The 20,389-nt window shown below is 66.0% G+C and carries 19 protein-coding genes; 11 read left to right on the plus strand and 8 right to left on the minus strand.

Annotated features, from left to right (window positions below):
- Positions 1-46: 46 nt before the first annotated feature.
- The 5 genes from ACLMAJ_RS30565 to ACLMAJ_RS30585 all read left to right on the plus strand — a co-directional run bounded on the left by ACLMAJ_RS30565 (position 47) and on the right by ACLMAJ_RS30585 (position 6,958).
- Positions 47-1,546 (plus strand): cytochrome ubiquinol oxidase subunit I, encoded by a 1,500-nt coding sequence (locus ACLMAJ_RS30565; RefSeq protein WP_412017323.1) that lies wholly within the window; start codon positions 47-49, stop codon positions 1,544-1,546.
- Between the two features lie 9 nt (positions 1,547-1,555).
- Positions 1,556-2,605: a cytochrome d ubiquinol oxidase subunit II gene (gene cydB / locus ACLMAJ_RS30570; protein ID WP_412017324.1), complete on the plus strand. Its 1,050-nt coding sequence runs from the start codon at positions 1,556-1,558 to the stop codon at positions 2,603-2,605.
- A gap of 2 nt (positions 2,606-2,607) precedes the next feature.
- Positions 2,608-4,479 carry a thiol reductant ABC exporter subunit CydD gene (gene cydD / locus ACLMAJ_RS30575; RefSeq protein WP_412017325.1) on the plus strand — a complete coding sequence of 624 codons (1,872 nt, stop codon included), beginning with the start codon at positions 2,608-2,610 and terminating at the stop codon, positions 4,477-4,479.
- Positions 4,476-6,215 carry an ATP-binding cassette domain-containing protein gene (locus ACLMAJ_RS30580; RefSeq protein ID WP_412017326.1) on the plus strand — a complete coding sequence of 580 codons (1,740 nt, stop codon included), beginning with the start codon at positions 4,476-4,478 and terminating at the stop codon, positions 6,213-6,215. The genes cydD and ACLMAJ_RS30580 overlap by 4 nt, the downstream gene beginning before the upstream one ends.
- Before the next feature lie 356 nt (positions 6,216-6,571).
- On the plus strand, positions 6,572-6,958 hold the full coding sequence (locus tag ACLMAJ_RS30585; RefSeq protein ID WP_412017327.1) for a hypothetical protein: 387 nt from the start codon (positions 6,572-6,574) through the stop codon (positions 6,956-6,958).
- Positions 6,959-7,035: 77 nt separating this feature from the next.
- Here ACLMAJ_RS30585 and ACLMAJ_RS30590 read toward each other — a convergent pair whose 3' ends face one another.
- The 6 genes from ACLMAJ_RS30590 to ACLMAJ_RS30615 all read right to left on the minus strand — a co-directional run bounded on the left by ACLMAJ_RS30590 (position 7,036) and on the right by ACLMAJ_RS30615 (position 11,163).
- The gene (locus ACLMAJ_RS30590) at positions 7,036-7,740 is read right to left on the minus strand and encodes a heme-binding beta-barrel domain-containing protein (protein WP_412017328.1); all 705 of its coding nucleotides are present in this window, start codon (positions 7,738-7,740) and stop codon (positions 7,036-7,038) included.
- 208 nt (positions 7,741-7,948) lie between these two features.
- Positions 7,949-8,254 (minus strand): DUF1416 domain-containing protein, encoded by a 306-nt coding sequence (locus ACLMAJ_RS30595; RefSeq protein ID WP_412017329.1) that lies wholly within the window; start codon positions 8,252-8,254, stop codon positions 7,949-7,951.
- 5 nt (positions 8,255-8,259) lie between these two features.
- Entirely contained in the window at positions 8,260-9,093 is an 834-nt protein-coding gene (locus ACLMAJ_RS30600) for a sulfurtransferase (RefSeq protein WP_412017330.1), read from the minus strand.
- Positions 9,094-9,125: 32 nt separating this feature from the next.
- On the minus strand, positions 9,126-9,620 hold the full coding sequence (locus ACLMAJ_RS30605) for a DUF4395 domain-containing protein (protein WP_412017331.1): 495 nt from the start codon (positions 9,618-9,620) through the stop codon (positions 9,126-9,128).
- Between the two features lie 293 nt (positions 9,621-9,913).
- Entirely contained in the window at positions 9,914-10,351 is a 438-nt protein-coding gene (locus ACLMAJ_RS30610) for a thioredoxin family protein (protein WP_412017332.1), read from the minus strand.
- Complete coding sequence (locus ACLMAJ_RS30615; protein WP_412017333.1) at positions 10,348-11,163, minus strand: LmeA family phospholipid-binding protein; 816 nt, start codon at positions 11,161-11,163, stop codon at positions 10,348-10,350. The genes ACLMAJ_RS30610 and ACLMAJ_RS30615 overlap by 4 nt, the downstream gene beginning before the upstream one ends.
- 298 nt (positions 11,164-11,461) lie before the next feature.
- Between ACLMAJ_RS30615 and ACLMAJ_RS30620 the strand changes: the two genes are divergently transcribed.
- From ACLMAJ_RS30620 to pstB, 6 genes are all read left to right on the plus strand, one after another.
- Positions 11,462-12,229 (plus strand): winged helix-turn-helix transcriptional regulator, encoded by a 768-nt coding sequence (locus tag ACLMAJ_RS30620; RefSeq protein ID WP_412017334.1) that lies wholly within the window; start codon positions 11,462-11,464, stop codon positions 12,227-12,229.
- Complete coding sequence (gene mshD, locus ACLMAJ_RS30625; protein ID WP_412017335.1) at positions 12,226-13,119, plus strand: mycothiol synthase; 894 nt, start codon at positions 12,226-12,228, stop codon at positions 13,117-13,119. The genes ACLMAJ_RS30620 and mshD overlap by 4 nt, the downstream gene beginning before the upstream one ends.
- Positions 13,120-13,364: 245 nt before the next feature.
- The gene (pstS, locus tag ACLMAJ_RS30630; protein WP_412017337.1) at positions 13,365-14,480 is read left to right on the plus strand and encodes a phosphate ABC transporter substrate-binding protein PstS; all 1,116 of its coding nucleotides are present in this window, start codon (positions 13,365-13,367) and stop codon (positions 14,478-14,480) included.
- Between the two features lie 88 nt (positions 14,481-14,568).
- Positions 14,569-15,540 (plus strand): phosphate ABC transporter permease subunit PstC, encoded by a 972-nt coding sequence (pstC, locus tag ACLMAJ_RS30635; protein ID WP_412017338.1) that lies wholly within the window; start codon positions 14,569-14,571, stop codon positions 15,538-15,540.
- Entirely contained in the window at positions 15,540-16,442 is a 903-nt protein-coding gene (gene pstA / locus ACLMAJ_RS30640) for a phosphate ABC transporter permease PstA (RefSeq protein WP_412017339.1), read from the plus strand. Before pstC ends, pstA begins: the two co-directional genes overlap by 1 nt.
- Positions 16,443-16,458: 16 nt before the next feature.
- The gene (pstB, locus tag ACLMAJ_RS30645; protein WP_412017340.1) at positions 16,459-17,235 is read left to right on the plus strand and encodes a phosphate ABC transporter ATP-binding protein PstB; all 777 of its coding nucleotides are present in this window, start codon (positions 16,459-16,461) and stop codon (positions 17,233-17,235) included.
- Positions 17,236-17,279: 44 nt separating this feature from the next.
- Here the strand turns inward: pstB and phoU are convergent, their stop codons facing one another.
- Together phoU and ACLMAJ_RS30655 are read right to left on the minus strand one after the other, a co-directional pair.
- Entirely contained in the window at positions 17,280-17,942 is a 663-nt protein-coding gene (gene phoU / locus ACLMAJ_RS30650) for a phosphate signaling complex protein PhoU (RefSeq protein WP_412017341.1), read from the minus strand.
- 103 nt (positions 17,943-18,045) lie between these two features.
- Positions 18,046-20,226: an LCP family glycopolymer transferase gene (locus tag ACLMAJ_RS30655; protein WP_412017342.1), complete on the minus strand. Its 2,181-nt coding sequence runs from the start codon at positions 20,224-20,226 to the stop codon at positions 18,046-18,048.
- Positions 20,227-20,389: the final 163 nt, after the last annotated feature.

Consider the following 20,389-nt stretch of genomic DNA (forward strand, 5'->3'; position numbering starts at 1 on the left):
TGACGTAGCCTTTACTACGATATGTCGTAGATCGGCTGGAGGTCGAATGAGCGTCTTGGATATCTCACGCTGGCAGTTCGGCATCACCACCGTCTATCACTTTATTTTCGTCCCGCTGACGATCGGACTCGCGCCGCTCGTCGCCGGAATGCAGACGGCATGGGTGGTGACGGGCAAGGAGCATTGGTATCGGCTGACGAAGTTCTTCGGGAAGCTGTTCCTGATCAACTTCGCGCTTGGTGTCGCCACCGGCATCGTGCAGGAATTCCAGTTCGGGATGAACTGGAGCGAATACTCCCGTTTCGTCGGCGACGTGTTCGGCGCCCCGCTCGCGCTGGAGGCGCTGGTCGCGTTCTTCCTGGAATCGACCTTCCTCGGGCTGTGGATCTTCGGCTGGACGCGGTTGCCCAAGAAGCTGCACCTTGCGACCATTTGGCTGGTCGCGATCGGCGTGAACGCCTCCGCGTTCTTCATCGTCGCGGCCAACTCGTTCATGCAGCACCCGGTCGGCGCCGTATACAACGCGGAGCGCGGACGGGCCGAGCTCACCAGCATCTGGGCGGTGCTGACCAACAACACGACGCTCGCGGCCTTCCCGCACGTCGTCGCTGGGGCCTTCCTCACGGCGGGCACATTCGTCGTGGGTATTTCCGGCTGGTGGATGGTTCGAAACGCGCGTAGCGGCGATGAGACGAAAATCGCCGAGGCGCGGGGGATGTGGCGCTCGGCGAGCCGCGCGGGCATGTGGGTGATCGTGGTGTCCGGCATCGCGATCTTCTTCACCGGTGACATCCAGGGCAAGCTGATGTTCGAGCAGCAGCCGATGAAGATGGCATCGGCGGAGTCGTTGTGCCACACCGCAACCGATCCGGACTTCTCGATTCTCACGGTGGGCACGCACAACAACTGCGACAGCGTCACGCACGTGCTCGAGGTGCCGTATGTGCTGCCGTACCTGTCCGAGGGCAAGTTCAGTGACGTCACCCTCGACGGTGTGGTCGACCTGCAAAAGGCCTACAACGAGAAGTATGGGCCCGGCGACTACCGGCCCAACCTGTTCGTCACCTACTGGTCGTTCCGTCTCATGATCGGCCTGTCCGCGGGCGCGATCCTGCTCTGGCTGGTCGGCATGTGGCTGACCCGAGGTGGCCGCGCCGCGGATCAGCGGTGGTACTCGTGGCTGTGCCTGATCGCCATCCCGACGCCGTTCCTGGCCAACGCCTCCGGATGGGTGTTCACCGAGATGGGCCGCCAGCCTTGGGTTGTCGCGCCGAATCCGACCGGTGACCCGCGACTGCGGCTGATGGTGCAGCAGGGCGTCTCCGACCATGTCGCGGGCACGGTGATCACCTCGCTGGTGGTCTTCACGCTGCTCTACGGTGCGCTTGCGGTGGTGTGGTTCTACCTGATGCGCCGGTACGTGATCGCCGGACCCGAGCAGCCGACTCTCCGCCCGCCCGGTGATGGGCCGGACGACGACGGCCGCCCCGACGGCCGGCACCGTGCCGAAGAGCCTGCTGTCGAACAGCTTTCGTTCGCATATTAGGAGCCGATGATGAATCTGCAACAGTTCTGGTTTTTGCTGATCGGCGTTTTGTTCACCGGCTACTTCGTGCTGGAGGGTTTCGACTTCGGTGTCGGCATGCTGATGCCGATTCTCGGCAAGGGCAGCGATACGCGAAGGCGGGTGGTGCTCAACACCATCGGCCCGGTATGGGACGGCAACGAGGTCTGGCTGCTGACGGCGGGCGGCGCGATGTTCGCGGCCTTCCCCGAGTGGTACGCGAGTCTGTTCTCCGGCTTCTACCTCGCGCTGCTGCTTGTGCTTGTCGCGTTGATCGTGCGGGTTTGCGCCATCGAATACCGGAGCAAGATCAATGACCCGCGCTGGCGGTCCTGGTGCGATGTCGCGATCGGAATCGGTTCCTGGGTACCGGCTTTGGCTTGGGGCTGGGTGTTCGCCAATGTGGTGCGCGGAGTTCCGCTGAACGAGAAGAAGCAGATCACCGGTTCGGTCTGGGATCTGCTCGGGCCCTACGCACTGCTCGGTGGACTCACGACCGGGTTTTTGTTCGCGCTGCACGGTGCGGTCTTCCTCGCGCTGAAGACCGGCGGCGAGGTGCGTGCCGACGCGGTGCGGACGGTGCGGTTGTTGCTGGTACCGACGGCGCTGATCGTCGGTGGCTTCGGTGTGTGGACCCAGCTCGCCTATGGCACCGACTGGACCTGGATTCCGTTGGTGCTCGTGGTGATCGGACTCGTCCTCGCGGGCGCGGCCTCGTTTGCCGATCGGGACGGCTTCGCCTTCACCGGCACCACGCTCACCGTCGCGGCGGCGACCGTGCTGCTGTTCGGGTCGTTGTACCCGAATGTGTTGCCCTCCACCATCAGTGACCTGTTCGACCTCACCATCGACAATGCGTCGTCGACTCCGTACACGCTGAAGGTGATGAGCTGGGCCGCGGTGGTCGTCACCCCGGTCGTGCTGGTCTACCAGGGCTGGACGTACTGGGTGTTCCGCAAGCGCATCACGGTCGACCACATCCCACCGCATGCCGGTCTCCCACTGGAATCGGCGCTCCCGCAGGATTCGAACAAGGACTGATCATGGCTCGTCCGCCCGTCGATCCACGTCTATGGCGGCACGCACGTTCGGCTCGTCGCTATCTGGCGCTGAGTGTGGCGCTGTCACTGGTGATTACGGCCGCCATTGTCATCACAGCGGTGGCGTTGGCGCGGGTACTCGCCGGGGTTGTCACCGACCCCGGCAGGCGCACTCTCGGCGCGTGGACGACCGAGCTTGTCGTTGTTGCCTGCGCGGTCCTCGGCCGAGTGGTGGCCACCTGGGTGCAATCGCGGCTGGCGCATCGCGCGGGCGCCACCGTGGTGACCGAGCTGGAGACCGCGGTTCTTGCCGCGGGCGCCCGCATGCCCCCTCGCGAACTCGAAACCCGCAGAACCGAACTCGCCGTCATCGTCAGCACCGGCCTCACCGGCCTGCGCGGCTACCTCATCGGCTACCTGCCCGCGCTATTGCTCGCCTGTCTGGTACCACCGATCGTGCTGGTCGTCATCGCCGTCCACGACCCGATCTCCGGCGCCATCGCCGTGATCACCCTGCCGCTCATTCCGGTCTTCATGATCCTCATCGGCCTGCTGACCCAGGGCCGCGCGGAGGCCACCCTCGCGGCGACAACGCGGCTGTCGGATCAACTGCTGGACCTGTTCGCCGGTATGCCGACGTTACGAGCGCTCGGTCGTGAGCTCGGCACCGCAGAGTCCGACGATCGAATCCAGCGGGGCTCGATGGAACATCGGGTGCGTGATCTCGGTGATGCCCTGCGGCAGCGCACCATGCGGGCACTGCGGATCGCGTTTCTGTCGTCGATGGTGTTGGAGATGCTCGCGACCCTGAGCGTCGCGTTGATCGCGGTGTCGATCGGTCTGCGGCTCGTGTACGGGGACATGAGCCTCTACGCCGGTCTGGTAGCGCTGATCCTGGCCCCGGAGGTCTACCTGCCGCTGCGCACCGTCGGCGAGCGATTCCACGCCGCACAGGACGGAATGGCGGCAGCCGACAAGGCTTTTGCCGTGCTGGAGCCGGAATCGGGGTCGCCTCGGCCGGCTGCGGAGCAGGTGGCGGCGGGTACGGATGATGGCGGCGGTGGTGACCTACCGGCACCGGGGAACGGCACGACCGAAAGCGGCGGCGGTGCCGAAACCGATCGCAGGATCGAATGCCCTCGCGTTTCCCAGGGCGGGATCGGGGATTTCGCGGGCGTCATCGAGATACGCGATCTCACGGTGCGCGCCAGGGACGGGTTCGCGCCCGCCGGGCTCTCGGCGGTACTGCGCCGCAATGCGGTCACGGTGCTGGCCGGTCCCAATGGGTGTGGGAAAACGACCGCACTGCAAGCGATTCTGGGGTTGATCGCGCCGGATGGGGGATCGGTTGCCGTCGATGGAACCGATGTGCGCGAACTCGATGAGGACGGCTGGTGGTCGCGGGTGGCCTGGCTGCCGCAACGCCCGGTGCTGGTACCAGGAACGCTGCGCGAGAACCTCGAACTGCTCGGCGCTCGTGCACCCGGCGCCGGCGCCGACGATGCGGCCCGGCTCAGTGATGACCTCGAAGAAGCTTGCATCGCGACCGGATTCGATGCCACCCTCGCCGAGCTACCACACGGCTGGGACACCCTGGTCGGAGCGGGCGGCGTCGGCCTCTCGCTCGGACAGCGCCAGCGCCTCGCGCTCACCAGAGTCCTCGCCGCCGATCGCCAGGTGCTCCTGCTCGACGAACCGACCGCCCACCTCGACCATGCCAGCGAAGCCGCCGTATTGGCAGCGTTGAAACAACGCGCACGTGCCGGGGCGACCGTTGTCGTCATCGGTCACCGTCCGGCGGTCCTCGCCGCCGCCGACCACATCGTTCGAGTCCGCGCTACAGCAGGCGATCGCGTCGGGCTGGTGCCCCGATGAGCCCGACAAGGAAAGTGGGTGTGCTCGGAGATGTTCGGCGGATGTGGCGGCTGCTCGCGTTGTCGCCGTGGCGGGTCGCGGTGGCGATCGGGTGGGGCACGTCGGCGCTGGGCAGTGGCCTCGGGCTGGCGGCGCTCGCGGCGTGGTTGATCGCACGGGCCTGGGGGATGCCGCCGGTGCTCGACCTCAGCGTCGCGGTGGTGTCGGTGCGTGCGCTCGGTATTTCGCGTGGGCTGTGCAGGTACTTGGAACGTCTTGCGACGCATGATGTCGCGTTGCGTGCGATGACGACGGCGCGGACGACCGTCTACCGGACGTTCGCGCGTTCGGATGTCTGGATGCGCCGGGCCGGACGTTCGCACGAGCAGGCCGACACCGGCGCGGATGGCGCGGTCGCCGGAGAGCCCGGCAAACCTGCCGGTGGGGTCGAGATTGGGTCCGATGGCGCCGCGCAGCTACGCCGAGGCGATCTGCTGGTTCGAATCGGCGGCGACATAGACGATCTCGGTGCCGTGGTTGTGCGCGTCCTCGTCCCGATCGCGGTCGCGGTGATCTTGTCGGCGGCGGCGATCGGTCTGCTCGCCACGATTTCGGTGGTTGCGGCAGTGATTCTGGCTGCCGCACTGGCAGTTTCGGGGATCATCGCCCCATGGTTGTCGGCATCGGCCGCACACGAGGCCGAGACGGCTGTGCGGGCCGATCGGGCCGAGTTCACCGCGCAGGCGGTCACGGTGCTGGACCACGCGGCCGAGCTGCGCGTCGCGGGCCGTCTGGATGCGGCGCTCGCGGACGCGAACACCGCGGGGCAGCGAGCGGTGGCAGCGGAGGATTCGGCTGCCTCACGCAGCGCGTGGGCGGCCGCGGCGACGCCGCTCTCGATCGGTGCGAGCGTGCTCGGCGCACTGCTGGTGGGGATCGCGATCTATGGGCCGAGCGGTGGCGGGCCGGGCGGGATGACCCCGATGGCACTCACCATCCTTGTGCTGCTGCCACTTTCGGCCTTCGAATCGGTGGGCCCGCTGCCCGCTGCCGCGCAAGCGCTGACCACAGCTCGTGCCGCTCTGCACCGGTTGGCCCTCGCCGAGGGCGGTGCCGCGCGCCACGTCACAGCACTGCCGCCGGGCAATCTGCCGGACCGCCCCGATGGCCGCCGTATCGCCGTCGTAGGGCCGAGTGGCGCGGGCAAGACCACCCTGCTCATGTTCTGGGCCGGACTCTTCGGCACACCGCACCCCGGCGTCACCTTCTTCCCGGAGGACGCGCACCTCTTCGGAACCTCCGTCCTGGAGAACCTCCGCGTCGCCCGCGGCGATCTGACACCGGCGGAAGCCGAACAGGCGCTGCGCGCGGTAGGCCTCGGCGACTGGCTGGACTCCCTGCATGAGGGTCTGCACACCGAGCTGATCGGCGGTGCCGCCGCGGTATCCGGTGGCCAACGCCGCCGTATTCTGCTCGCCCGGGCCCTGGTCGCGCCCGCCCGAGTGCTGCTGCTCGACGAGCCGACCGAGCATCTCGAGGCCGAAGCGGGCGCCCGGTTGCTGCGCGATCTTCTCGACGTCGAAAGCGGTCTCGTCGACCCTGATCGAACTGTGATCGTTGTCACACATCAACTCCCGCGTGACCAGCACGCCGACGTGATCATCCAGGTCGACGCATCAGGCCAGGTCAGAACCATTTTCGCGACACCGGGCCCCGCGGTTTTCGCCCACCGAGAAATTCCGTTGCCGACTCGCTGACACCTCGCTAAATTCGTTCTTACACAAGGAAGGAGGTGGTTCGAGAAATGTATTTTTCCAGGACACGTGAGGTGGCTGCGCGCTAGCGCCACCGCTGCAGGATTCCCGCGCGAGCGCTAGCGAATCCAACGCAGTCACCCGGCCCCCGAGCTCCCGGTCCAGTCCGACCGGGCCCTGTTGTGAGTTGCATCCACAGGGAAAGCTCGGGGGTCGTTCCTTTTGTGGGGCCGCCAAGGCGCGTCGCGACGGTGGGCTGGAACGATACAGTTCACCGGTCGGTTCTATGAAGGGGTGCCTGCGTGGCTTCGGAAGGTCTTGCTGCGGCGGTTGGTCGTCGTATCACGGCGGTTAGGCGCGTGTTCTTTGTGCATGGCGTGGATGTCGACCGTTCGGAAGGGCCGATCGAGTTGACGTTCGACGAAGGCACGGTCTTGCTATTCGACGCAGGCAGCGACGGTGAGGAACTACGCGTCGGATCGACTGCGTGGCGCGACCCGTTCGCGGGCGTGACCGAGCCCGAATACATCGAGTACGTCGCGGATTCCGGAAAGTACACCGCGTTCGATGTCGGCTCGGACTACCCGTATTCGCAGCTGGTGGGAGGCCAGGTCGCGGCCGTCGTCGAGTCGCGTTTGCACGATGAGCGACTTCGCGGAGCCGTTCTCGAGGTGAGCGGTTTCCGATTGGCCGTGGAGACGGTCGCCGATGAGCTATTGGTCAGGTGCGACCCGCACGACTTTTGAGAACTGCGGTAGCCCGGAACAGCAGATCGCCCCGCCCTCTTGGTGATTCGAGGTGCGGGGCGTTGTCGTGCTGTCGACTATCCGATGTAGCGCTGGAGGCGGGCGGAGAGCCGGGGCTCGAGTGGGCCGTCGGCTACCACGCGTTCCTCGACGTAGGCCAGGTCGCCACCCTCGACGATGCCGTAGAGCCGCTTGGCGCCGCCGACGACGATGCCGGACTGACTGCGGATGACTACGTCGGTGGCCAGTTCCCAGGAGGACTGGGTCAGCGCGGTGCCGTAGAAGAGTTCGACGATGCCGGTGCTGTGGGTCAGCAATAATTCGATGACCTCGTCGTCGCCGTCGATGCCGACGCGCCAGAAGCCGCTCTCGCGCAGGTCAGGGCCACCGTAGGAACCGTCGGTCTCGATGAACCAGGAGCGGGAGTCCCAGGCCAGGTAGTCGCCGCCGTCGTGGGAGACGATGATCTGCTGACCGAAGCGGTAGTCGCCGCGCTCAGGGGAGTTGCCCTCGCCCTCGCCGCGCCACACACCGACCATCGGCAGCAGCGCGAGCATCGAGGAACTCAGATCCGGGCCGAGGCGCAGGTTAGCGGTGTCTTCAGGCAACGGTAGATCCGGCAGGATCGGAATGTTGCGCGCACCAGTTGCTTTCGCGCGTTCGACAGCATCGGCCACGGCTTGATCGCCGCTACGGCGAGACGGCCCGGTCGGAGCGGCGCCGTTCATGTGTTCACTCGCTCGCTCGGCCGGATCGGAACCTTCGCTCGCGAGTTCACTCATGATTCGGTGAACAGCCGGTAGAAGACGTACAGGCCGAACCAGCCGATCAACACGGCCACGGCCACCAGCAGAATCTCGAAGAAGAGGACCACATCCGAAGTCTAACGACTTGTTCGCCGCCCAGCACAACGGCCCCGGAGCTTCCCTGTGAATTCGGGGAAACGCCGAGGCCGTTGGCGGTTCATGGCCGCTTACGCGGCTTCAGCTATTACTTCGCGACGGCGACGTCGACGGGGTGGATACCAGCGCCGTCGGGGCGGATCTCCGCGGTGCCGTTGCCGGCCGAGGAGAGCGCCCGCACGGTCCATGCGCCCGGGGCGGCGAAGAACCGGAAGTCACCGGTGCCCGAGGCGACGACCTCAGCGGTGAAATCGCCATTGCCATCGAGCAGGCGCACGAACGCGCCGCCGACGGGCTGGCCGTCGGTGCTCAGGACGCGGCCGGTGATGACCGTTTCCTTCTCGACATCGACTCCGGCAGGAATGGCCTGGCCCTGGGTAGGTGCTGCGCACATGTTGATCAGGCTCCCAACTCGATAGGTGCACCGACGAGGGAGCCGTACTCGGTCCAGCTCCCGTCGTAGTTCTTGACATTCTGGTGGCCGAGCAGCTCCTGCAGCACGAACCAGGTGTGCGAGGAACGCTCACCGATGCGGCAGTAGGCGATGGTGTCCTTGGAACCGTCCAGGCCCGCCTCGGCGTAGATCTCGGTCAGCTCGTCGTCGGACTTGAAGGTGCCGTCCTCGTTCGCGGCCTTGCTCCACGGCACGTTGATCGCGCTGGGGATGTGGCCGGGACGCTGGCTCTGCTCCTGCGGCAGGTGGGCGGGGGCCAGGATCTTGCCGGAGAACTCGTCGGGCGAGCGCACGTCGACCAGGTTCTTGGCGCCGATGGCGGCGATGACCTCGTCGCGGAAGGCGCGGATGGTCAGGTCGGGCGCGGCGGCCTTGTACTGGGTGGCCGGGCGGCTGACGCCGTCACGCGAAAGCGGGCGGCCGTCGAGCTCCCACTTCTTACGTCCACCGTCGAGCAGCTTGACGTTGTTGTGGCCGTAGAGCTTGAAGTACCAGTACGCGTACGCGGCGAACCAGTTGTTGTTGCCGCCGTAGAGCACAACCTCGTCGTCGTTCGCGATGCCGCGGGCCGAGAGCAGGTCGGAGAACTGCTCCTGGTTCACGAAGTCGCGACGAACCTGATCCTGCAGGTCCTTCTTCCAGTCGAGCCGGACAGCACCCTCGATGTGGCCGCCGTCGTAGGCGGAGGTGTCCTCGTCTACCTCGACGAAGACGACGCCGGGGGCGTTGAGGTTCTCTTCGGCCCAGTCAACGGGGACCAGGACATCGGAGCGGGCCATGTTGTTCCTTTCGGGGGTGGTGACTTGCGGTGTCAGTTCGAAGCCGGTGCGGGGGTCCGGCGGAAACGGGTTACCAGCGGATAGATCCGGCAACCGAGGCAGATCCCGAACGCCGCGTTCAGGAATGCCGCGAACAGGGCGAAGCCGGCGAACACCGCGCCGACTACGGAGGCGCCGGCCAGGAAACCCAGCAGGCTGACGGCACTGAAAATCAGGCCGAGTAATTGGGCGAACCGCAGCGGTTCCGCGGGTTCGGTTTCGGTCGGCGGGCCGACGCGCGGTGCGACGAGCGCGGCGTAGATCCGACCGTAGGGGCTGCGCCGAGGACCGGTCGCGCTGCCGATCGCGAAGACCACCGCTTGGATCGCGATGAGCACGGCGGCGGCCGCGGTGGAGAAGGCGGCGGTAATCAGCACGACGACGAGGACGGCCGTGGTAATCCACGCGGCGAAGCGCGGGCCACGAACGTCGACAGAATTGGCTGGAATGGCTTGCCTGGTGGCAGTGTTACGGATTTCGGCGGACATTATGCGTACTCCTGCGCTGAATGACTCTGTTGGCTGGAAAAATTGCCAGTTCGCCGGGGGATCAACGAGATCACTCACACGGCGGACAAAGGTCGGCGTCAGGAAATCTGAACGGGCCGACCGGTCAGCGGCACAGGCAGCAACAACCACCGAGGCGACACAGGTCAACTGTGCGGCGTCGGGTGAGCATCAGCTCGTGGTTGGCTTGCACGAAAAAGAGTTTACCCGGTTCGGAAGGAGAATTGGACCCCGGGTTCGTCACACGGACTATCAAGCCATTTCAGACCCGATTTTTACACCGTCAATGGCTCGAGCGCGGTGTGTAGATCGGCGGTCTTCGGGACGCCGGAGATACGGAAGCGCTCCCTGCCTTCCCTGTCGAAGACGAAGGTGGTCGGCAACGAGAGCACGTTGAGCTCTCGTGCCAGCGTTGGTTCGGCGTCGATATCGATCTCGATATCCAGCGGCGGGTTCGGTGCGTCTGCGAGACCCTCGGCCACGCCCGCGACCACCCGGCGTACGGCCGCGCACGGACCGCACCAGTCCGCGGAGAAGTGCAGAATCGCCGGACCCGAGCCGGTCGCTCCCGCGGCGACGAGCAATTCGGAGCGTGCCGATTCGGTCGGCTCGACCGCGTCCGCGGCACGCAGCTTGCCGTCCCTGCGCCGCAGCAGCGTGCCGACCGCCAATGCGGCAAGCACTATCACTACGAGAATTGTGATTTCGATCATGGCCGCTGCAATTGGTCGAGGTCGATCGTCACATTGTCACCTTTGCCCTCGACAACGATCTGTCCGCCCTGCGCGGAGACCTTTGTCGGCCGCAATCCGAACGGCAATTCCTTGGTATCGATGGTACGGGTGAAACGCTCCAACACCGCGGGCCGATCGGCTTCCGGGATGACCGCGGTCGGGGTGGTCTCGGTGCCGGTGCCCTTGTAGAAACCGGTCGCGATGATCCGGACCTGATCACCCTCCACCAACAGATCCGCCTGAATGCTCACCTTGTCACCGCCGAGCGGGGCGCCGGCCCTGGCAGATGCGACAGGCGTGCCCGGCAGGGTTCCGGTGAGCACCAGCGCGCCGGCCGTTGTCATCCCGGATCCGCCCGATCCGCCTGTTCCGTCGGATTTGTCCGCAGGTCGCGAATGTACTTGCAGGTCCGGAATTTTGAACAGCCTGCCCAGTTCGGTCGGCTCGAGGCGCATCCGTCCCTCGACCCGTTCCACCGGAACGCGGCGCACGTTGCCGTCGACGAGATCGCCGAGCGGCAGGTGCACTCCGGTCAGCGTCGCCTCGGCCGAGATCTCGCCGGGGATGTCCTGGCGCAGGATCCGTGCGCGGATGTCGACGTTCTGGAAGCGACCGTTGACGGCCTGGGCCAAGAACGGGAAACCGTGGATGGTTACCTCGGGATCCGCGATGAGGTCGCCGCCCTCACGCAGAGCGCGTGAGACGCGATACTCGGAGTAAGCGGCGGCGCCGAAATCGACGATGACCGCCAGTCCCGCGAGAACCAGCAGTCCGATAATCAGCTTTCGCATGGCCAGCCCGCCTCTCCGCGTCTATTGCCGGTCGTTGGTGCCTCGACAGTGTCGTACCAGACCTGCGGTCGAGTGTATTGCCGGGTTTTGGGCGTACCCGGTGAGTTACCCATGTCCGCACGATATCTGTTGTCGCGTTTTCAAGGCTGTTTGGTGTCTCTCAGCGCAGCACGCGTACCCGGAACGCGTGGTCATCGGCATCGACACGCTAATGTTGCATTCGATTACCTGTGATTAGCGATGTGGCTTCGGCGGTTACTGCTGTTGTCGTCGGAGCTACGAGATGGGAGGAGGGCTTGTGGAGCTGCTCCTGTTGACCTCCGACCCCAACCCCGAGTCGGTACTGCCTTCGCTCGCGCTGCTTGCGCACAATGTGCGTCCGGTGCCGACCGAGGTGGCGTCCCTGCTGGAGGCAGGCACCGCGGATGTGGCACTCGTCGACGCGCGCATCGACCTGGCCGCCGCGCGCGGTCTGTGCCGGCTGCTCGGGAGCACCGGTTCGTCGGTGCCCGTTGTCGCTGTGCTCACCGAGGGCGGTCTGGTGGCGGTGAATGCCGATTGGGGCCTCGACGACATTCTGCTGCCCGGCACCGGGCCTGCCGAGCTGGACGCCCGCTTGCGGCTGCTGGTCGGCCGCAACGGTGGTGCGGCGAGCCCGGAGAACACCGGCAAGATCACCCTCGGCGAGTTGGTGATCGATGAGGGCACCTACACCGCGCGACTGCGTGGTCGCCCGCTCGATCTCACCTATAAGGAATTCGAGCTGCTCAAGTATCTCGCGCAGCACGCGGGCCGGGTGTTCACCAGGGCCCAGCTGCTCCAAGAGGTGTGGGGCTACGACTTCTTCGGCGGTACCCGCACGGTCGACGTGCACGTGCGTCGCCTGCGCGCCAAGCTCGGCACCGAATACGAGTCGCTGATCGGCACCGTGCGCAATGTCGGCTACAAGGCGGTGCGCCCGTCCAGGTCAGCGACCAAGGGTGAGCCGGTTGCGCCGCAGGAGGGCGAGACCGAGGGTATCGAGGAAGCTCCGCTCGCGCCCGTGAACGGTTCCGTGCAGCAGTGATCTTCGCCGAGCGGGTCGAAGCCGACGCCGCACGGTCGGTGCGTGCACTGCTCGACCGTGTCACCACCGCCGACGGTGTCGCCCCGATCTCCGAACAGGCCGTGCTGTCGTTGAGCGCCGCCGATACCGCGAGGCACCTGATCGCCCTGCGCGACGGCGAGATCGCGGGATACGCGAATCTTGTTCCCGCACACGGTAATCATCCGGCAATGGCGGAGGTCGCGGTCGACCCCGCCGCTCGCGGCAATGGCATCGGTACCGAGCTCGTCACCGCCGCGCTCGCCGAAGGCGGACGGGGAACGCGGATCTGGGCGCACGGGAATCGGCCGTCCGCGCAGGCTGTCGCGAACCGCCTTTCGCTGGTGACCGCGCGCGAGTTGTGGCAGATGCGTCGCACCTTGGCAACACCGGAGCTACCCGAACTGGCTGTCCAGGAAGGGATCGTGCTACGCACCTATTCCGGCCCGGACGACGACGCCGAGTTGCTGCGCGTGAACAACGCCGCCTTCGCCTGGCATCCGGAGCAGGGCGGCTGGACCGAGCGCGATATCGAGGCCCGTCGCAAGGAGTCGTGGTTCGATCCGGCGGGCCTGTTCATCGCGGCCGATGTCGCGGATTCCGGTCGGGTGCTCGGATTCCATTGGACCAAGGTGCATTACGACGAGGATCCGGCCATCGGCGAGGTGTACGTGGTCGCCATCGATCCCGCGGCGCAGGGGCGAGGACTCGGCCGCCTGCTCACCCTCGCGGGCCTGCGTTACCTGCGCGATCGTGAACTCGCCGAGGTGCTGCTCTACACCGAGGCCGACAACACCGCGGCAGTGCACACCTACACGCGGCTCGGCTTCGCCCCCGCGCATATCGACGTCGCCTACGCGGCCAGGGACTGAATAAAAGCAGCTCGTGGGAGTTACCCGAGTAACACTGCGGCAAATGTCACACGCATCGGGCCTCAATCGCGCCAGGCTGTTCACTTCACGTTCACCCAGCCTGGTCCAACTGTCAACCGTGCGAATCTACGTTACTTGTGGGCGGCGAAGCTGCCTGGTGCGCTGGTTCCTCGCGAACGGCACCACAACACCCGCCCGGGCCGGTGAGGGACCGGGCGTGTCGGACGTGATTCCCCGGAGGAATAGTGAACTTCAAGCGCAGCAGCGCCTTCGTCGGCGTGCTCGCCGTCGGCGCGATGACTCTCGCCGCCTGTGGCAGCGACGACAACTCGTCGACAAGTGACACCAGCAACGCCGCGAACACCAGCGTCGCCTGTGGTGGCAAGAAGGCCCTCAAGGCCAGTGGTTCGTCCGCGCAGAAGAACGCCATGGAGCGTTTCATCGCGGCCTATGAGGCGAACTGCGATGGCAACACCCTGAACTACACCTCGAGCGGTTCGGGTGCCGGTGTCAACGAATTCATCGGCGGCCAGACCGACTTCGGTGGCTCCGATTCGCCGCTGAGCGCCAAGAAGGAAGAGCCTGCCAAGGCTCAGGAGCGTTGCGGCGCCCCGGCGTGGAACCTGCCGACCGTCTTCGGCCCGATCGCCGTGACCTACAACATCGACGGCGTCACCGACCTCGTGCTCGACGGCCCGACGGCGGCCAAGGTCTTCAACGGCACCGTCACCACCTGGGACGCGCCGGAGATCAAGGCGCTGAACCCGAACGCCAAGCTCCCCTCGGACAAGATCGCCGTGATCTTCCGCAGCGATGAGTCCGGCACCACCGACAACTTCCAGCTCTACCTCGACGCCGCGTCCGACGGCGCATGGGCCAAGGGCTCGGGCAAGGTCTTCGCGGGCGGTGTCGGTGAGGGCGCGAAGGGCAACGAGGGCACCTCGGCCGCGATCAAGAGCACCAAGAACTCGATCACCTACAACGAGTGGTCGTTCGCGAAGTCGCAGAACCTGTCCATCGCGCAGATCGTCACCTCGGCAAGCAAGGATCCGGTCAAGCTGACCGTCGCCTCCGCGGGCAAGGCCATCGACAGCGTGAAGCTCGAGGGCGAGGGCAATGACCTCGTGCTCGACACCAGCTCGTTCTACAAGCCGGTCGAAGCGGGCGCGTACCCGATCATCCTGCCGACCTACGAGGTGGTGTGCTCGAAGTACGCCGACGCCGACACCGCGAAGGCGGTCAGGGCCTTCCTGACCTCGGCGACAACCAACGGCCAGAAGGGCCTTGACGAGAGCGGTTACATCCCGATCCCGGACAAGTTCAAGACCAAGCTGACCACGGCGATCAACGCCATCTCCTGATCGCATAGCCATGACCGTGCAACCTGAGGTGACCGCTGCGGGCTCGTCGGACTCGACGGGCCCGCGGGCGGCTGGAGATACTTCCCTTATGCCGAGTGAACCGAGCACCGAACCGGTCAAGAAGGTTCGTCCTGCCCACAGCCAGCGGGCCGAGATCATCTTTCGGTCGCTTGCCACGGCCGCCGGTGCCACCATTGTCGCCGCCATCGCGCTGATCGCACTGTTCCTGCTGATCCGCGCGTGGCCCTCGGTCATGGCGAACGAGGCGAACTTCTTCACAAGTACGGAGTTCGTCACCAATAACGCCGACAATCTGCGCTTCGGCATCCGTGACCTGCTCATGGTCACGGTGCTGAGCTCGATGCTCGCGTTGGTGATCGCGGTGCCCATCGGCGTCGGCATCGCGCTGTTCTTGACTCATTACTCGCCGAAGCAGATGGCGCGCCCGTTCGCGATGCTCATCGATCTGCTCGCCGCGGTGCCTTCGATCGTCTTCGGCCTCTGGGGCGTGCTCGTGCTGGCGCCCCAGTTGGAGCCGGTGGAGACGTTCCTCAACAGGAACCTCGGCTGGTTCTTCCTGTTCTCCGACGGCAACGTGACGATCGCCGGCGGTGGCACGATCTTCACCGCCGGTGTGGTGCTCGCGGTGATGATCCTGCCGATCATCACCTCGGTCTCCCGTGAGGTCTTCAACCTGACTCCGGCCGCGCACATCGAGGCCGCGCACGCCCTCGGTGCGACGAAGTGGGAGATGGTGCGGATGACGGTGCTGCCCTACGGCCGCAGCGGTGTCATCGCGGGGTCCATGCTCGGCCTCGGTCGCGCACTCGGTGAAACGATCGCGGTGCTGCTTGTGCTGCGGACCTCCGCGCAGGCAGGGCACTGGTCGCTGTTCGACGGTGGCTTCACCTTCGCTTCCAAGATCGCCTCCGCCGCTTCGGAATTCAGCTCGCCGCTGCCGACCGGCGCCTATATCGCGGCCGGCTTCGTATTGTTCGCGCTGACCTTCGTCGTCAACGCGCTCGCACGTCTTGTGGCCGGTGGAAGGGTGAACGGATAATGACCACCACGACACTCGACAAGCCGATCAAGGCGCCGACCTTCCGTCATGTGAGCGCGGGCCGCCGGATCCGCAACAACCTCGCGACCGGTGTGGTCTGGGCCTGCTTCGCCATCGCGCTCGTGCCGCTGGTGTGGGTCCTGTTCATGGTGGTGAGCAAGGGCTTCGAGGCGATCATCTCCCTGAACTGGTGGGAGAATTCGCAGAAGGGCGTGCTGCCCGACCAGTTCGCGGGCGGGGTCTATCACGCTATCTACGGCACCGTCGTGCAGACCGCGGTCGCCGCGGTCATCGCGGTGCCGCTCGGCATCATGGCCGCGGTCTACCTTGTCGAATACGGCAGCGGCTGGCTGGCCAAGACCACCACCTTCATGGTGGACATCCTCGCGGGCGTGCCGTCCATCGTCGCGGCGCTGTTCATCTTCGCGCTGTGGATCGCCACACTCGGCTTCCCGCAGAGCGCCTTCGCGGTGTCTCTGGCATTGGTGCTGCTGATGTTGCCGGTGGTGGTGCGCAGCACGGAGGAAATGCTGAAGCTGGTGCCCGACGAATTGCGCGAGGCGTCCTACGCGCTCGGCATCCCGAAGTGGAAGACGATCCTGCGGATCGTCGTGCCGACCGCGCTGCCCGGCATGCTCAGCGGCATCCTGCTCGCCCTCGCCCGCGTGATGGGCGAGACGGCGCCGGTGCTCGTGCTCGTCGGCTACAGCAAGTCGATCAACACCAACCTCTTCGACGGCAATATGGCCTCGCTGCCGCTGCTGATCTACCAAGAGCTGTCGAACCCGGAACCGGCGGGCCGACTGCGGGTCTGGGGTGCGGCGCTGACGCTGATCCTGATCATCGCGCTGCTGTACCTGGCCGCGGCGGTCGTCAACAAGCTGCTCACGCGGAACCGATAAGCGAACGGATACTCAGATGGCCAAGCGGATCGACGTCAAAGACCTGAATATCTACTACGGCAAATTCCATGCGGTTGCCGAAGTCGAGCTGTCGGTACTTCCGCGCAGCGTGACCGCCTTCATCGGCCCGTCGGGTTGCGGTAAGTCCACCGTGCTGCGTTCGCTCAATCGGATGCACGAGGTCACCCCGAACGCTCGCGTCGAGGGTGCCGTGCTGCTGGACGGCGAGGACATCTACGGCTCGCAGATCGACCCGGTAGGGGTGCGCCGCACCATCGGCATGGTGTTCCAGCGGCCGAACCCGTTCCCCACCATGTCGATTCGCGACAACGTGGTTGCCGGACTGAAGTTGCAGGGCGTGCGCAACAAGAAGGAACTCGACGAGGTCGCCGAGCGCTCGCTGCGCGGCGCCAACCTCTGGAACGAGGTCAAGGACCGGCTCGACAAGCCGGGCGGCGGCCTCTCCGGTGGTCAGCAGCAGCGACTGTGCATCGCGCGTGCGATCGCGGTCTCGCCCGACGTGCTGCTGATGGACGAGCCGTGTTCGGCACTGGACCCGATCTCGACCCTGGCGATCGAGGACCTGATCACCGAGCTGAAGAAGGAATTCACCATCGTCATCGTCACCCACAACATGCAGCAGGCCGCGCGTGTGAGTGACCAGACCGGCTTCTTCAACCTGGAGGCCCAGGGCAAGCCGGGCAAGCTGATCGAGATCGACGACACCGAGAAGATCTTCTCCAACCCGGGTCAGAAGGCGACGGAGGACTACATCTCCGGGCGCTTCGGATAATCAGGGACAACAAAAAAGGCCCGCGCTACAGCGCGGGCCTTTTTTCATGATTCGGTGTCAGGGTCCGGCGGCAGCACGCCGGTGACGAGGAAGATGACGCGGCGACCGATCTCTACGGCATGGTCGGCGAAGCGCTCGTAATAGCGGCCGAGCAGGGTCACATCGACGGCCGCGGCGACGCCGTACTTCCAGTCGCGATCCATCAGCAGCGTGAAAAGGTGACGATGTAGATCGTCCATGGCCTCGTCGTCCTGGTTGAGCTGCGCCGCGCGCTCCGGATCACGGGTCTCGAGCACCTCTTTGGCGCCCGCGCCCATGTTCACCGCGATGCGGCCCATTTCGGCGAAGTAGCCGTTGACCGATTCCGGCAAGGCGTGGTTGGGATGGCGGCGCCGGGTGACCTTCGCGACGTGCAGGGCCAGCGCGCCCATCCGGTTCACGTCGGCGACGATCTGGATGGCACTGACCACCTGCCGCAGATCGCCCGCGACGGGCGCCTGCAGCGCGAGCAGGGCAAACGCCTTCTCTTCGGCGTCCTGGATCAGGTCGGCGATCCGGTCGGATTCGGTGATCACCGACTCGGCAAGGCCGAGGTCGGCCTGGAGCAGTGACTGAGTGGCCCGGTCCATGGCCGAACCCGCCAGGCCGGCCATCTCGCCCAGCAGGTGGGCAAGATCGGCCATTTGCTCGTTGTAGATGACACGCATGAAACCAGACCCTAGCGTCCCGCGCTGACCGAGTCACCAACAGCGGGTTAATGGCCGGTGCCAGTCATTTGCGTCGGCGTTGCCGCAGCTGAGAGCGGGTGGGCTACTTGCAGGTGTCGTCGGCGGCGTTGACGTGTTCGAGGTCCGACGGCAGTGCGACCGGCGTGCTACTCGCCGATGAGCTGACGGGGACGTTGGAGATCGGATCACCGACCAATGTCGGGGTGCGCACGGTGCCCGCGTAGTCGGCACCGATCACGACCTCGACGATGCCGCCGAGATCGCTCGACAGCTCGATCGACGCGCCCGGCAGCGAACTGGCCACCGTGGCCGCTTCGGCTTCGTGCCCGGTCCCGTAGCGGACCTTGGAGGTCAGCTCCGAGTTACCGCCGGAGTAGTTGCCGGTGTTGTAGATCTGGAAGCCTTCGTTGCCCAGTTTGGTGGCCGCCTTGTTCGCAACGCCCGCGGTGGTCGAGCCGTTGGAAACGAGCAGCGACACCGTGCTCGGATCCACCGCGATCAGCTTGGGCGGCGTCGGCGGAGCCGAAGGGATCGAGCCGGGGGCCGGGGTCACCTTCTTCTCGCCGGGCAGCGGCCGGTCGTCACGGACCGCGTTGAAGATCGCCTTGATATCGGACTCGCGGGGAATCTCGTTGCCGTAGGTGGTGGTTCCCGCCGTCGGAATGGTCAGGAACGTCACCGCGCCCGCGTCGACCTTCTGTAGTGAGCGGCCGAGCGTCAGCAGGTCGTTCGTGTCGACCCGGTCCACCCAGGTGTGCTTGGTGAATGCGTCGATGAAGCCACGCAGCTTGCCGGGATCGAAGAGCACCTTGCCCGACAGCGCACCGCGCAGCAAGGAGGCGAGGAACCGCTGCTGCCGGTTGATGCGGTCGTAGTCGCTGCGTTCCTCGCCATAGACGTGCCTGGCCCGCACGTAGTTGAGTGCGGTCTGGCCGCTGATGCGCTGCTTACCCGCGGACTCGAGGACGGTGCCGAGAATCTCGTCGTTGATCGGCTTCGTCGCGCACACTTCCACGCCGCCGATCTGGTCGACCATGGCCTCGAACCCGGCGAAGTCGATGCTGATGAAGTGGCCGATGCTGATGCCCGTCATCTTCCTGATCACGTTCACCAGGCACTTGGGTCCGCCGAGCGCGTAAACGGCGTTGAGCTTGTCACCGGAGGCCGAGGGGAAGGTCTCGTCGGTGTACTGGACCTTTTCGTTGTCCCAGCCGTTGCACTGCGGCCGGGTGACGTCGAGGTCGCGGGGAAACGACACCACGACCACTCGTGAGCGGTTCTTGGGGATGTTCACCAGCATGAGGGTGTCCGCGCGTGCGCCCTCGGCGTCGTCGGTGGAACCCGCACCGACATCAGCGTTGACGCCTGCCCTGGTATCGGTGCCGATGAGCAGGAAGTTCTCGTCGCCGAGCTGAGCGTCGGAGTCGACGACGTCGTCAGGGTGGTCTTCGATCGCGTTGACCTGGGTGAAGCCATTGGCGGTCGCATGCAGATAGCTCCAGCCGCCACCGGTGACCAGCAGCGTGAGCACCGCGAACATCGCGAGGGTGACGCGCCCTACGACCCGCAGCCGCTTGGCGCGGCGTGCCCGGCCTGCCGCGAGCCGCGACAGCGGCGGTTTGCCGACAGACTTCGGTTGCGATGGCCGATCGGCCTTGGATTCGGTGGTCGGCCATCCCGCTGTGCGGCGTTTGGTCTTGGTGGGCTCGGAGACCGGCGGGATGATGTCGGTTACGGCCTCAGGTGGGTCCTGGGCGCCCGGTGTGGCCGAGGCCGATCGCCTGGTGTCATCGGTCGGGCGTCGGCCTTTGGTGGGGCGAGCGGACGGTGTGCCGGCGATGTCGTCGACGACGGGAGACTGCGCGGGGCGGCGCCGGGCGGGGGGCCGGCCCGCGGGGGATTCTGTCGGTCGCTGCGGAGCACTGCCGGCGGGCCGCGCTTGCGGAGTGCCGGGTTCGCGCGACGGCGCGCTGTCGGCGGGGCGTGCGGCATCGGGACGCCGGGCGGAGCGGCCGCCCTGCGCCGCGTCGCCTTCGGGGGCGGCTGCCGCCCTGCGCCTGCGGCCGCCGCGTTCGTTGTCGACCTTCTGGACGAGATCCTGGACCGTCAGCGGTGCCGAGCCGGACTCCGAGTCGTTATCGGTATGCCTGGACCGCCGGGCCGCCCGCGAGTCGTCTCGTTCGGGGTCATCCCCCGTGGGATAGCGCTCCCACGGGGCGCGATCTCCGGGCCGTGGCGAACGCCCGTGCCGATCGTCACCCACCAACGAACCTCACTTTTCGTCTACGCCACCTGGCTTATCGCCGCCGGGTCTTGTTCGCCCGGCATGACCGATTCCGCCAATGATAACGATTCCGCCACAACGAGCCAGCCCAGTACGACATCGAATAGGCCACATGGGTGTTTCGCATGGTCTGCGAGCTGCG

The sequence above is a fragment of the Nocardia arseniciresistens genome, assembly GCF_046764875.1.
Taxonomy (GTDB): Bacteria; Actinomycetota; Actinomycetes; order Mycobacteriales; family Mycobacteriaceae; genus Nocardia; species Nocardia arseniciresistens.